Annotated in this window: 12 protein-coding genes; 4 read left to right on the top strand and 8 right to left on the bottom strand. The window is 70.5% G+C overall.

Features of this window, described 5'->3' with window-relative positions; translation table 11 throughout:
- Positions 1 to 168 precede the first annotated feature (168 nt).
- The 3 genes from hisG to ABZX37_RS48250 form a co-directional block, all read right to left on the bottom strand.
- Positions 169 to 1,014 carry an ATP phosphoribosyltransferase gene (gene hisG, locus ABZX37_RS48240; protein WP_354751073.1) on the bottom strand — a complete coding sequence of 282 codons (846 nt, stop codon included), beginning with the start codon at positions 1,012 to 1,014 and terminating at the stop codon, positions 169 to 171.
- Between the two features lie 35 nt (positions 1,015 to 1,049).
- Positions 1,050 to 1,313, bottom strand: coding sequence for a phosphoribosyl-ATP diphosphatase (locus ABZX37_RS48245; protein ID WP_027927607.1), 264 nt, complete (start codon positions 1,311 to 1,313; stop codon positions 1,050 to 1,052).
- A 64-nt stretch (positions 1,314 to 1,377) separates the two neighbouring features.
- Positions 1,378 to 2,064 carry an HAD family phosphatase gene (locus tag ABZX37_RS48250; RefSeq protein WP_354751074.1) on the bottom strand — a complete coding sequence of 229 codons (687 nt, stop codon included), beginning with the start codon at positions 2,062 to 2,064 and terminating at the stop codon, positions 1,378 to 1,380.
- Between the two features lie 151 nt (positions 2,065 to 2,215).
- On the opposite strand from ABZX37_RS48250, the gene ABZX37_RS48255 reads away from it, so the two are divergent.
- Both ABZX37_RS48255 and ABZX37_RS48260 read left to right on the top strand, forming a co-directional pair.
- Positions 2,216 to 3,127 (top strand): PAC2 family protein, encoded by a 912-nt coding sequence (locus ABZX37_RS48255; RefSeq protein WP_354751075.1) that lies wholly within the window; start codon positions 2,216 to 2,218, stop codon positions 3,125 to 3,127.
- Between the two features lie 489 nt (positions 3,128 to 3,616).
- Positions 3,617 to 3,886, top strand: coding sequence for a hypothetical protein (locus ABZX37_RS48260; protein WP_354751076.1), 270 nt, complete (start codon positions 3,617 to 3,619; stop codon positions 3,884 to 3,886).
- Positions 3,887 to 3,941: 55 nt separating this feature from the next.
- Here ABZX37_RS48260 and ABZX37_RS48265 read toward each other — a convergent pair whose 3' ends face one another.
- From ABZX37_RS48265 to ABZX37_RS48275, 3 genes are read right to left on the bottom strand one after another with little or no spacing between them, the layout of a single operon-like run.
- Positions 3,942 to 4,772, bottom strand: coding sequence for a metallophosphoesterase (locus tag ABZX37_RS48265; protein ID WP_354751077.1), 831 nt, complete (start codon positions 4,770 to 4,772; stop codon positions 3,942 to 3,944).
- On the bottom strand, positions 4,736 to 5,992 hold the full coding sequence (locus ABZX37_RS48270) for an MFS transporter (protein ID WP_354751078.1): 1,257 nt from the start codon (positions 5,990 to 5,992) through the stop codon (positions 4,736 to 4,738). Before ABZX37_RS48270 ends, ABZX37_RS48265 begins: the two co-directional genes overlap by 37 nt.
- The gene (locus ABZX37_RS48275; RefSeq protein WP_354751079.1) at positions 5,989 to 6,573 is read right to left on the bottom strand and encodes a helix-turn-helix domain-containing protein; all 585 of its coding nucleotides are present in this window, start codon (positions 6,571 to 6,573) and stop codon (positions 5,989 to 5,991) included. Before ABZX37_RS48275 ends, ABZX37_RS48270 begins: the two co-directional genes overlap by 4 nt.
- A gap of 281 nt (positions 6,574 to 6,854) precedes the next feature.
- Here ABZX37_RS48275 and ABZX37_RS48280 point away from each other — a divergent pair, with 281 nt between their 5' ends.
- Positions 6,855 to 8,480, top strand: coding sequence for an ABC-F family ATP-binding cassette domain-containing protein (locus ABZX37_RS48280; protein WP_354751080.1), 1,626 nt, complete (start codon positions 6,855 to 6,857; stop codon positions 8,478 to 8,480).
- A gap of 68 nt (positions 8,481 to 8,548) precedes the next feature.
- Here ABZX37_RS48280 and mshC read toward each other — a convergent pair whose 3' ends face one another.
- Both mshC and ABZX37_RS48290 read right to left on the bottom strand, forming a co-directional pair.
- Positions 8,549 to 9,787, bottom strand: coding sequence for a cysteine--1-D-myo-inosityl 2-amino-2-deoxy-alpha-D-glucopyranoside ligase (gene mshC, locus ABZX37_RS48285; protein ID WP_354751081.1), 1,239 nt, complete (start codon positions 9,785 to 9,787; stop codon positions 8,549 to 8,551).
- Positions 9,788 to 9,868: 81 nt separating this feature from the next.
- Entirely contained in the window at positions 9,869 to 10,633 is a 765-nt protein-coding gene (locus tag ABZX37_RS48290; RefSeq protein ID WP_354751082.1) for a MerR family transcriptional regulator, read from the bottom strand.
- 117 nt (positions 10,634 to 10,750) lie between these two features.
- Between ABZX37_RS48290 and ABZX37_RS48295 the strand changes: the two genes are divergently transcribed.
- On the top strand, positions 10,751 to 12,064 hold the full coding sequence (locus ABZX37_RS48295; protein ID WP_354751083.1) for a cytochrome P450: 1,314 nt from the start codon (positions 10,751 to 10,753) through the stop codon (positions 12,062 to 12,064).
- Positions 12,065 to 12,157: the final 93 nt, after the last annotated feature.

Consider the following 12,157-nt stretch of genomic DNA (forward strand, 5'->3'; position numbering starts at 1 on the left):
GAGTGGCCGAGGTAGTCGGTTTCGTAGGTGACCAGATAGGTGAGCACGGCGTAGAACGGCACGTGCATCATGGTCAGCCCCTCACGCCGGTCAGCCCCCAAACGCCGGCATAAAAGCGATCCCGCCCGCGACGACGAAGTCGGCGCCAAAAACACAGCCTGGCGACCCCTACAACCGACAGGACCGAATGTCCGACGCCAACACAGCCTTAGCACCAGTCTCGGCCAACTCATCCATAATCCGGTTAACTTCCTTACGAGGCACCATCGCCCGCACCGCAACCCACTTCTCATCCGCCAACGGAGCCACAGTAGGCGACTCCAACCCAGGCGTAATCGAAATAGCCCGCTCAAGAATCTCCCGAGGGCAGTCGTAATCCAGCATCATGTAGTGCTGCGCGAACACCACCCCCTGCAACCGAGCCGCCAACTGCGACTTAGCCCGAGACCCCTCACTCCCAGCCCGCTGCAACAAAACAGCCTCAGACGAACAAATCGGCTCCCCGAACGCCACCAAGTTGTGCTGCCGCAACGACCTTCCAGACTCGACCACATCGGCAATAGCGTCCGCGACCCCAAGCTGGATCGAGATCTCCACCGCCCCGTCCAGCCGAATAACCTCAGCCTCAACCCCGTGCCGAGCAAGATCGTCCCGAACCAGCCGCGGATAAGAGGTAGCCAACCGCTTCCCGTGCAGGTCAGCCGGTTTCCAGTCCCGCCCCGCGGGCGCGGCGTACCGGAACGTCGACGCCCCGAACCCGAGCGCGAGCACCTCGTCCACCGGCGCCCCCGAATCGAGCGCGAGGTCGCGACCGGTGATCCCGAGGTCCAGTTCGCCGGAACCGACGTAAATGGCGATGTCCTTCGGCCGGAGGAAGAAGAACTCGACCTCGTTGACCGGGTCGAGGACGGTCAGGTCCTTGCCGTCATGTCGCTTGCGGTAGCCCGCCTCGGAAAGCATCTCCGCCGAAGCGGCGGCGAGGGCTCCCTTGTTCGGCACGGCAACACGCAGCATTTCGGTTTCTCCTCGGTATCCGGTGCGCGAGCGCGTCACAGGTAGCGGTACACGTCCTCGGTCGAGATTCCCCGGCCGAGCATGAGCACCTGCACCCGGTACAGCAGCTGCGAGATCTCTTCCGACAGCCGGTCGTCGGACTCGTGCTCGGCGGCGATCCACACCTCGCCCGCCTCTTCGAGCACCTTCTTGCCCTGTGCGTGCACCCCGGCGTCCAGTGCGGCGACGGTGCCGGACCCGTCGGGACGGGTACGCGCGCGCTCGGCAAGCTCCGCGAACAGCTCATCGAAGGTCTTCACGAGGCCGGATCCTTTCATCCCGCGCCCGTCCGCGCCGTTCCGGGTGACCCGGATGCCGCCGAGGTCACAGCGAGGGCAGCAGCGCCGCCAGTTCGGGCACGCCGACGCCGGCCAGCGACGTGCGGAACACCCGGCGCGGGCCGTCCGGGACGGGCACGTCGTTGGGGACGACGAGCACCGTGCAGCCTGCGCTTTCGGCCGATTCCGCGCCCGGCGGCGAGTCCTCGACCGCGACGCAGCGGGACGGCGGCACGCCGAGCAGTTCGGCGGCCTTCAGGTACGGCCGCGGGAGGGGTTTGTTCTGGCCGTCGACCTCGTCGCCGCAGACCGTGACGTCGAAGAATTCCCGCCCGATCGTGTCGAGCGCGAGTTCGGTCAGCGCGCGTTCGGTGGAGGTGACCAGCGCGGACTTCAGCCCGGCCGCGCGGACCGCGGCCAGCGCCTCGCGCGCGCCGGGACGCCAGGGCAGCGCGTCGTCGAACAGCCCGGCGGTGCGGCGGCGGATCCACTCCCCGGTTTCCGCGACCGCTTCCGGGGTGACCGGACGGCCGGTCTGCTCGAGCAGCACGGTGGCGGTGGCGTCCATGTTGGACCCCACGAGCGTCATCCGGATCTCCTCCGAAAGCGTGCCGCCGAGCGCCTCGGCGGCCTCGTACAGCGCGACATCCCACAGTTTCTCGGAATCGACGAGGGTGCCGTCCATGTCCCAGAGGACAGCCGCCAGTCCGTCCGAAGAGGACGGTGCAGTCACAGTTTCTCCTTGTCCGGTGCGCCGCTCCGGCCGGGCGCGCTCGCCTCCAGCGTCCCACCCGGGCCGCCGTGAGCGGGGCCACACCCGCTCCGTGACACGCGGGGGCGGACACGCTGCGCAGCGTAGGTGCCCAAGGCCGTAGGCTGGTCAGGTGAGTGAGCCTGTCGACGACACCCCGCGGCCCGGCGACCCGGAGCAGGACCGCGCCGATGCCCAACGCCCGATCATGATTTTGGCCTTCGAGGGCTGGAACGACGCGGGCGACGCGGCCAGTCAGGCGATCGAACACCTCCAGCTCACGTGGGACGCGACGCCGCTGGCCGAGCTCGAGCCGGACGACTACTACGACTTCCAGGTCAGCCGCCCCACGGTGAAGATGGTCGACGGCATCACCCGCCGGGTCGAATGGCCGACCACGCGGCTCTCGGTGTGCCGTCCCGAGGGCTTCGACCGCGACCTCGTGCTGGTGCAGGGCCCGGAGCCGAACATGCGCTGGCGGAAGTTCTGCGCGGAGATCGTGGAGCACGTCCAGGAGCTGGACGTGTCGATGGTGGTCGCGCTCGGCGCCCTGCTGGCCGACACCGCGCACACCCGCCCGGTCCCGGTCACCGGGACGGCCTACGACAAGGACACCGCGAGCAAGTACCGGCTCGAGGTGAGCAACTACCAGGGCCCGACCGGGATCGTCGGGATCCTGCAGGACTACTGCGTGCAGGCCGGCATCCCGGCGGTGTCGATCTGGGCCGCGGTGCCGCACTACGTCTCGCACCCGCCGTCGCCGAAGGCCACGCTGGCGCTGCTGCACAAGCTGGAGGACGTCCTCGACGTCGAGATCCCGCTCGGCGCGCTGCCGGAGCAGGCCGAGGAATGGCAGCAGACGGTCAGCGAGATGGCCGACGAGGACGAGGAAATCAGCGAGTACGTGCGCAGCCTCGAGGAACGCGGCGACGCCGAGACCGACTTCACCATGGAGGAGGTCTCGGGCGACAAGATCGCCGCCGAGTTCGAGCGGTACCTGCGGCGGCGCCGGCCCGGGCAGGACGGCGGCTTCGGCCTCCGCTGATCCGCGGGTCGGCCTCGTGAAGTGCCCGCGCCGGGAAGACCCGCGCGCGGGCGGCTTCCCGTCCGCGACGCGCCGAAGCGGCGAGGAAGCGGTCGAGTACGACGGCGAGCAGCCGGCACCCCGTCGGCGACAGTGCCCCCGCGCTCGCCCAGCCGAGCCTGTCCGTCACTCACCGTGGCAGCGGTCGAAGACCGCCCGGAATGCCCAGGCCTCACGGGCCACGGCGAGTCGCATTTCACGTTCCTCAGCGCCGTTTCGCGGTCGGCAAACCCCCGCGGGCAGCGGCTTGCTCGGCAGCAGTGCCATGCGCGCCACAGCAGAGGGAACGCACAGTAGCTTCCGATCTACGAACAGTCACCTGGGCCGCCCGGCGGGATGACGGCGCCTGCGCCGTGGACTGAGCACGCCGCGCCGCTCTGGTGCCCTGCCGAGCGTGTCTCGTTGACTGGCCTGGCGCGAGCGACATCGCGCGGACCAGGAGGTACGAGAATGTTCGGCAAGGCTCTAGCGGCGGCAGTGCTCGCGGCGGGCGCGATCACCGCGTCGGCGGCGACAGCGTCGGCGGCACCGGTTTCCCCGGTGACGGCGAATGGTTTCGGCGCCTGCATGGACTATGCGGTGGGCGAGTACGACGTCGAGCCCTGGCTCGCGCACGACGCGTGCGACGCCGGCTCGTTCGAGGAGTGCTACTGGATCCTCCGCCGCGACTACGTTCCCGCACAGGTAGCGGCTACGGCCTGCCGCCTCTCGTTCGACTGATCCGCGCCGGAGCACAGCGGGGACGCGAGCGCGCCGATCGGGTCCCCCGCTGTGCTCAGGCGGTGAGCAGCTTCCGCACTGGAACCGCGCCGCGGGCCCGCTTCCGCCATTCGCGCGGGTAGCCGAGTGACACCTCTTCGAAGCGCACCCCGTCCGCGGACGTCGTGCGCGGGATGTGCAGATGCCCGTACACGGCCAGCTCGGCGCGGTAGCGCAGGTGCCAGTCCTCGGTCTGCGTGGTGCCGCACCAGAGCGCGAAATCGGGGTAGTACAACGGATTCGTCGGGTGCCGGTGCAGCGGCCAGTGCGACATCAGGATCGTGCGCCGGTCGGCCGGGATCGCGTCCAGCCGGTCGCGGCTGACCTTGAGCCGTTGCTCGCACCAGGCCGCGCGCGATTCGTACGGGTCCGGGTGCAGGTAGTACTCGTCGGTGCACACGACGCCGATTTCGCGGGCGTGCGCGAGCGCCTCTTCGCGGGTCTTGCCCTCGGTCGCCGGGGTGCGCCAGCTGTAGTCGTAGAAGACGAACAGCGGCGCGACGGTCAGCGGCTCGGGTCCGAAGTCCCACACCGGGAACTCGTCCTCGGGCGTGAGCACGTCGATCTCGCGGCACTGCTCCACCAGGAACTCGTACCGCGCCTGGCCGCGCAGCTGGCACTCGTCGTTCGGCGTGGTCCACAGCTCGTGGTTGCCCGGGACCCACACGACCTTCGCGAACCGCTCGCGCAGCCTCGCGAGCGTCCCCCGGATGACCTTGGCGGACTCGGCGACGTCGCCGGCGACGAGCAGCCAGTCGCCGGGATCGTCGGGCACGACCTCGTCGACGATCGGGCCGTTGCCCTCGTGGGTCACGTGGAGGTCGCTGGTGGCGAAGAGAGACGGCACTTGTCCACCGTAACGACTTTCCGCGCCCGGGAGCGCCGGAACCGCCCATTCCCCCACCCCAGAACGACCAGCCCGGCGCTCACGTGAAGGCCTGCCTGCACGTTCAGGAGCACTGTCGGACCGGTCACCGCGACGAGCGCGCCGGCCAGCAGCGAACCGGCCGCCGTGCCCGCGGCCATCAGCGCGTACACCGTGCTCAGCACCCGTCCCGCGCGGTCCGGGCCGGTTTCCGCCTGGACATGCGACAGCAGCCCGGCACCAGCGACCACGGCGGGCGCGCCGACGGCCATGAACAGCCCGACGTACACCCCGAGCACCGTCGTCGCACCCGGCAGGTTCCAGATCGCCACCGACATCAAGCCCGCGGTGACCAGACCCCAGCCCTGCAGCAGCACCGGCGCGACCCGGCGGGCCAGCGTCGCCACCGCGAACCCGGCGGCCAGCCCGCCGATCGCCTGCACGCCGCGCAAGAGCCCGGCGTCGGCCTCGCTGCCGCGGAGGATGTCGAGCACGAACACCACGAACAGCACCAGGAACATGCCCTGCGCGAGCGAGGTCAGCAGCGCCGACACGCTCGTCGGCCGGAGCCGCTTGCCCGCCAGATCGCGGACCCCGGCGAGCCAATCCGCCTGCTCCGGCGCGGTCTTCCGCACCGCCGCCCGGCGGAACGGGAACGCGAGCAGCATCCCCGCCACGGCGAGCGCGACGAGATAGCCGACGATCACACGATCCAGCCCGCCCCACCCCAGCAGCGCTCCCCCGGCCCAGCCGCCCGCGAGCCGCGCGACACTGCCGTTCACACTCATCAGCCCGTTCGCCGAGGTGACGTCCTCGACGCCGACCAGCTCCGGCACCAGCGCACTGCGGGCGGGCTCGAACACCGACGCCAGTCCCGCTTGCCCCGCCATCACCGCGTAGACAGCCGCGACCGGCAGTTCGGCGCCGATCAGCAACGGCAGCACCACGAGCGCCTGCCCGGCGCACACCACGGCCAGCACGACCCGGCGGTCCCACCGGTCCGCGACGACCCCGGCGATCGGGCTCAGCAGCACCGCCGGCAGCAGCCCGAGGACGATGCTCAGCGCGGTCGTGACCGCCGAACCGGTGCGCACGAACAGGTACACCGGCAGCGCGACCTGCAGCATCCATTCGGCGGTCTCGCCGAAGAACGCCGAGACCCAGAGCCGGGCGAATCCCGGTGCCGCCAGCAGGCGTCTCATGCCGGTTTCCCGTCGTGCCCGATCCGGCGGAACGCGCGCATCCCGAGGAAGACCGCGCGGGCGTCGGCGGGCGCGTCCTTGCGGATGGTGCTGACGTACGGCCGGATCAGGTCGTCGATCGCCTTGGTCAGCGCGTTGACTTCCCCGGGCGTCGCGTTCAGCCCGTAGGAGAAGAATCCGCCGGTCTCGCGCCAGTCCTCGTCCAACTGCTCGACCGTGTCGAGGTACCGCTGAGTCAGCTCCTGCTCCTCGGCCAGCTCCGTGCCGGTGACCGCGAGCTGCGCCGCGGTGAGCGCCGGATCGCCGCCCGGGCGGCCGAGCACCAGCCCGACGTGGCAGGCCTGCCACGGCCGTTCCCGCCCGTCGCCGCCTTCGGCTCGCTCGACCAGGTCGTGTTCCGCCAGCTTGCGCAGATGCCAGCTGCAGTTCGACGCCGTCGAGCCGACCGCGTCCGCGCATTCGCTGGCCGTCGACGGGCCGACTGCCATCAGGTGGTGCACCAGCGCCGAGCGCAGCGGGTGCGCGAGCGCGCGCAGCAGCTCGACGTCGTCGATCCGCTTGCGCGGGGGCAGTTCAGCCATCGGAGGTCCGTCCAAACTCTGAAGGGTTTCTTTCGAAACTTCTCTTTCAGAGTTGCAGTCCGCCGTCCCGTCGTCAAGCGGGGTTTCGAAGCCCCCGGGCCGAGGCTCGGGAAAACCAGTTGCGCGAGCGGGGGCGTCCCGCGTTAGGCTCCCGGCCATCATGGACAGCTGAACCGAGCCCTCCCCGCATCGAGGCCGCTCCCGGTCGAGCCCTGCTCCCGGGAAGCCGCGCGTTGCCCGTCGGGGATTTTGCTTCCACCGCAAAGGCCCGGTGATCACTCATGTCTACTGTCCTGCACGCCTCCGACCTCGTCTTCGGCTACGGCGCCCGCACCGTCCTCGACGGCGTCTCGCTCGTCGCGTCGCCCGGGAGGCGGATCGGTCTCGTCGGCGAGAACGGGGTCGGGAAATCCACCTTGCTCCGGCTGCTCGCCGGGCTCGAAGTCCCGCGCGGCGGTGACGTCGTGCGGCACGGCGACCTCGGCTTCCTCTTCCAGGAGCTGCCGTTCGCCGGCACCGCAACGGTTTCCGACGTCCTCGACGAGGCGCTCGCCGAGATCCGCACCGCGGCGGCGACGCTCGACAAGCTCGCCGCCGTGCTCGCCGAACGCCCCGACGACCCGGACGTGCTCAGCGAGTACGGCCACGTCCTGGAATGGGCGCAGGCGCACGACCTGTGGGACGCGGACCGGCGCGCGGACCTCGTCCTCACCGGTCTCGGGCTCGGCGACATCAAGCACGACCGGCGGCTGCACACGCTCTCCGGCGGACAGCGGTCGCGGCTCGGGCTGGCCGCATTGCTGGTGCGGCGGCCGCGCATTCTGCTGCTCGACGAGCCGACCAACCACCTCGACGACAACGCCATGGAGTTCCTCGAGCGCCACCTCGCGGAACTGACCGGCGTCGTCGTGCTGTCCTCGCACGACCGCGTGTTCCTCGACGCGGTCTGCACGGACATCGTGGACCTGGACCCGGTTCCGGCGGACCGCCGCGTCGGCGGCGCGACGCGCTACGGCGGCAGCTACACCGACTACCTCGGCCAGAAAAAGGCCGAACGCGCGCGATGGGAGCAGCGGTTCACCGAAGAACAGGAGGAACTCAAGCAGCTGCGGGAATCCGTGCACGGCACCGCGCGCCGCGTCGCACACAACCGTGCGCCGCGGGACAACGCGAAGATGCTCTACGACTTCAAGACCGGTCGCGTGCAGAAGCAGATCTCCCGCCGAGTCCGCAACGCGCAGCTCAAGCTGGACACGCTGGAGCGCGAGCAAGTCCGCAAACCGCCCGCGCCACTGCGGTTTCGGGCCTCGCTGACTGCGGACACCAGCGGCGAAGGCCCGGCGGTGTCGCTGCGCGGCATCGCTGTTCCGGGCCGGGTGCAGCTGGACGAGCTGGACGTGGACCGCAGCGCGCGGCTCCTCGTCACCGGCGGCAACGGGGCGGGCAAATCCACCCTGTTGTCCGTGCTGGCCGGTCAGCTGGCTCCGGCGGCCGGGACTGTCCACTTCGGACCCGGCGTGCGCGTGGGATTGCTGGAGCAGGACGTCACGTTCGCCCTGCCGAAGCGGACCGCGCAGGAGGTGTACCGCGCCGCGGCCGGCGAGGCGGCTCCGTCGCTGTCCACGCTCGGGTTGCTGCCGCCGAGGGAACACGACCGTCCGGTCGGCGAGCTTTCGGTGGGTCAGCGCCGCCGGTTGGCGCTGGCGGTGCTGCTCGCGGAGCCGCCGGACGTGCTGTTGCTGGACGAGCCGACCAACCACCTGTCGCTCAGCCTTGCCGAGGAACTGTCCGAAGCGCTCGACAGCGCGCCGGGCGCCGTCGTCCTCGCCTCGCATGATCGGTGGTTGCGCCGCCGTTGGGAAGGCGACCACCTGGCGCTCGCGGATGGCCAACGCCAGGATGTATAGGTCGTTATACAGTTAAGTCAGCGGGCAGTGGCCGGATCGAGTTCCGGCCACTGCCCGCTGTCACAAGCTCAGAGAACGATGCCCAGCAAGGCGTCCACGGCTTCCTTGACCAGGCCCGGCGCGGCCTGGTCGGTGCCGTCGCGGCGCAGCGCCGAGGCGACCCAGGCGTCGATCGCGGTGAGCGCCTTCGGCGTGTTCAGGTCGTCGGAGAGGTGGTCGCGCAGCCGCGCCACGGTGTCCCCCGCGTCGGGTCCGGCCGGCAGCGCGACCGCTTCGCGCCAGCGGGCCAGCCGCTCCTGCGCGTCGACCAGCAGCTGATCGGTCCACGCCCGGTCCTCGCGGTAGTGCCCGGCGAACAGCGCGAGCCGGATCGCCGCCGGGTCGATGCCGTCGGCGCGCAGCCGCGACACGAAGACCAGGTTGCCGCGCGACTTCGACATCTTCTCGCCGTCGAGCCCGATCATCCCGGCGTGCACGTAGTGCCGGGCGAACGGGTGATCGGCGGCGACCGCCTCGGCGTGCGCCGCGCTGTACTCGTGGTGCGGGAAGATCAGGTCGGAACCGCCGCCCTGCACGTCGAAGCCGAGCCCGAGGCGGTTCACCGCGATCGCGCTGCATTCGATGTGCCAGCCAGGCCGTCCGGCGCCCAGCTCTGACTCCCACGACGGCTCGCCTTCGCGCGCAACGCGCCACAGCAGGGCGTCCAGCGGGTGCCGCTTGCCGGGACGGTCCGGGTCGCCGCCGCGTTCGGCGAAGAACTTCGCCATGGTCTCGGCGTCGTAGTTCGACTCGTAGCCGAACCGGCCGGTCGCGTCGTGGTCGAAGTAGACGTCCGGGAACTCGGCGTCGTCCGCGCGGTAGGCGCTGCCGTCGGCGAGCAGCTTCGCGATCACCTCGACGATCTCCGGGATCGCCTCGACCGCGCCGACGAACTGGCGCGGCGGCAGCACCCGCAGCGCCTCCATGTCCTCGCGGAACAGGGCCGTTTCCCGCATGCCGAGCACGATCCAGTCGTCCGAATCGCGTGCCGCGCGCTCCAGCAGCGGCTCGTCGATGTCGGTGACGTTCTGGACGTAGTGCACCTCGTGCCCGTTGTCCCGCCACACCCGGTTGACCAGGTCGAACGCGAGGTAGGTGGCGGCGTGGCCGAGGTGGGTGGCGTCGTAGGGGGTGATGCCGCAGACGTACATCCGGGCGGCGGCCCCGGGCGCGGTCGGACGGACCTGCCCGGTCGCGGTGTCGTGGAGCCGGAGGGGGCGGGGCGTGCCGGGCAGCCGGGGCACGGCGACGGAGGACCAAGTCTGCATACCTCCGACTGTAAGCGTGACGTCCGTCCGCTTTCCCACGAGGTGGGAGAGACAACCGATCTGCCTCTCCCACCTCAAAGGTCAGGCCCGCTGCCGGGCGGCGTTCGCCCGGACGGCGTCGCGCACGTACGCCCCGATGCCGGGCCGCTGCTCGTCCTCCCGGACGAGGAACGCCAGCTGCGCGGGCTCGTCCGCGTACAGGTCCGCGATCCGCTGCTGCATCGCGTACCCGCACTCCCCCATCACCGCGGACAGCATCGCCCGGTGCTCCTCGGCGAGCTCGCCCGCCGCCGGGCTGTCCGCCGCCACGCCGTCGTCGACCAGCGCGACCAGGCGGCGCACCCAGTCCTTCCGCTGCCGCTCCGCCTCGGCCCACTCCTCCTTGGTCTCCGGCAGCTGCGTCTGCTTCCACTCCGGGCAGTCGCCCCAGCGCCGGACGGCGTCCTCCGCGTAGCCTTCCGGCTCCCGGAACCCGCCGAACACTTCGAACTTCTCCTCGGGCGTCAACGCGTTGCCCATGGCTCTCGCCTCCAGCAATCGGTCGACGGCCGCGACCATGTGCGCGATCCGGTCCCCTTGCGCCACCAGCAGCTCGCGCTGCCGTTTCAGGTGGTGGTCGGCGTCGGTTCCCGGCTCCGCGAGCACGGACGCGATCGTCTCCAGGGGAAAGCCGAGCTCCCGGTAGAGCAGGATCCGCTGCAGCCGGTCGAGATCGGCGTCGTCGTAGCGCCGGTAGCCGGACGCGGTCCGCCCGCTCGGCGACAACAGCCCGATCTCGTCGTAGTGGTGCAGCGCGCGCACGGTGACGCCAGCCAGCGCCGCCACCTCGCCCACCCGGTAGCCCATCGCTCTCCCCCTGTTTCTTCGGCCGAACGGCCCTTGCGAGAACCCACGATCACGCCTCACGCCGCGTGAGGGTCAAGTCTGGTGGACAGCGCGGTCCGGCGCGAGTACGAACAAAGCATGGCTCTGCGCACGCCGATCCGCGCCCGTTCCGCTCTCCCTCCTGGTCCCCGGCTGCCGATGGCGGTCCAAACCGTCCTTTTCGGCGCTTTCCGCAACTCCCTGCTGCCGCTGCTGCGACGCCGCTACGGAAACGTCGTGCGGCTTCGGCTGTACCCGGAGCGATCGGTGGTGCTGGTCGGGGATCTCGACCTGGTCCGCGAAATCTTCGCCGGTCCGGTCGACACGTTCCACGCCGGCGAAGGGAACATGGTCCTCAAACCCATGCTGGGCGCGCATTCGGTGCTGCTCACCGACGAGGAGGAGCACCGCCGGGCGCGGAAACTGCTGATGCCCGCGTTCAACGGGGCCGCGATGCGCGGGTATCGCGACATGGTCACCGAGCTGACGGTCGCGGAGCTGGAGCGGTGGCCCCAGGGCCGAGCGTTCCGGGTGCACGACCGGATGCGGGCGCTGACGCTGGAAGTGATTCTGCGGGTCGTTTTCGGGGTGACGGACGGGCCGCGGCTGGCGGAACTGCGGGTGGCGCTGGAGCAGGTCATCGACATCAGCGCGCTGGATCTTTTCGGCTGGCACAGCCCGGCGTTGCAGAAGTTCGGGCCGTGGCGGCGGAATCTCGAGCGGCAGCAGCGGGTCGACCAGCTGTTGTACGCGGAGATCGCCGAGCGTCGGGCGGCACCGGATCTGGCCGAGCGGACCGACGTGCTGTCCCGCTTACTGGCTGTGCCCGGCGAGGATCAGCTCAGCGACCTCGAACTGCGCGACCAGCTGATCACGTTGCTGCTGGCCGGACACGAGACCACCGCGACCGCGCTCGCCTGGGCGTTGCACGAGCTTGCCCGGGATCCGGCGACCGCCGCCGAGACCGCCCGCGCCGCTGACGAGGGCGACGAGAAGTACCTGGAAGCGGTGGCCAAGGAAGCGATGCGGCTGCGACCGATCATCTCCGAGGTGTCGCGGAAGCTCACGAAGGACGTGCAGGTCGGCCCGTACACGGTTCCGGCCGGGCACATGGTGCTGCCCTCGATTTCGCTGATTCACGCGGACCCGGCGCACCATCCGTCGCCGGAGACGTTCGATCCGACGCGATTCCTCGGCAGCGGCCCGCCCTCGGGCAGCTGGTTCCCGTTCGGCGGCGGCGCGCGGCGCTGTCTCGGAGCGGGATTCTCGTTGCTGGAGGCCACGATCGTGCTGCGGGAACTGTTCACGCGGTACCGGGTCAGCGCGCCCAGCCCGCGGCCGGAGCGAGTGAAGACCCGCCACATCACGCTCGTGCCCGGCGACGGCGCGCGAATCCTGGTGCACCAGCGGTAGGTCCGTGAAGGGCTCCTTGAGGGAATCTGACCTGGATCCACCGGTGTTTGTGGTGTTGTAGGTCGTGTCTGGACGCGCAGATGCCCTCTGGCT

Origin of the sequence: Amycolatopsis sp. NPDC004079, assembly GCF_040610415.1 — a bacterium.
GTDB lineage: Bacteria > Actinomycetota > Actinomycetes > Mycobacteriales > Pseudonocardiaceae > Amycolatopsis > Amycolatopsis halotolerans.

Bases quoted from the DNA above. Each gene is read 5' to 3' on its own strand.
- ABZX37_RS48295 (WP_354751083.1), top strand. From the start codon at position 10,751: ATGGCTCTGCGCACGCCGATCCGCGCCCGTTCCGCTCTCCCTCCTGGT.
- hisG (WP_354751073.1), bottom strand. From the start codon at position 1,014: ATGCTGCGTGTTGCCGTGCCGAACAAGGGAGCCCTCGCCGCCGCTTCG.
- ABZX37_RS48280 (WP_354751080.1), top strand. From the start codon at position 6,855: ATGTCTACTGTCCTGCACGCCTCCGACCTCGTCTTCGGCTACGGCGCC.
- ABZX37_RS48290 (WP_354751082.1), bottom strand. From the start codon at position 10,633: ATGGGCTACCGGGTGGGCGAGGTGGCGGCGCTGGCTGGCGTCACCGTG.
- ABZX37_RS48270 (WP_354751078.1), bottom strand. From the start codon at position 5,992: ATGAGACGCCTGCTGGCGGCACCGGGATTCGCCCGGCTCTGGGTCTCG.
- ABZX37_RS48275 (WP_354751079.1), bottom strand. From the start codon at position 6,573: ATGGCTGAACTGCCCCCGCGCAAGCGGATCGACGACGTCGAGCTGCTG.
- mshC (WP_354751081.1), bottom strand. From the start codon at position 9,787: ATGCAGACTTGGTCCTCCGTCGCCGTGCCCCGGCTGCCCGGCACGCCC.
- ABZX37_RS48260 (WP_354751076.1), top strand. From the start codon at position 3,617: ATGTTCGGCAAGGCTCTAGCGGCGGCAGTGCTCGCGGCGGGCGCGATC.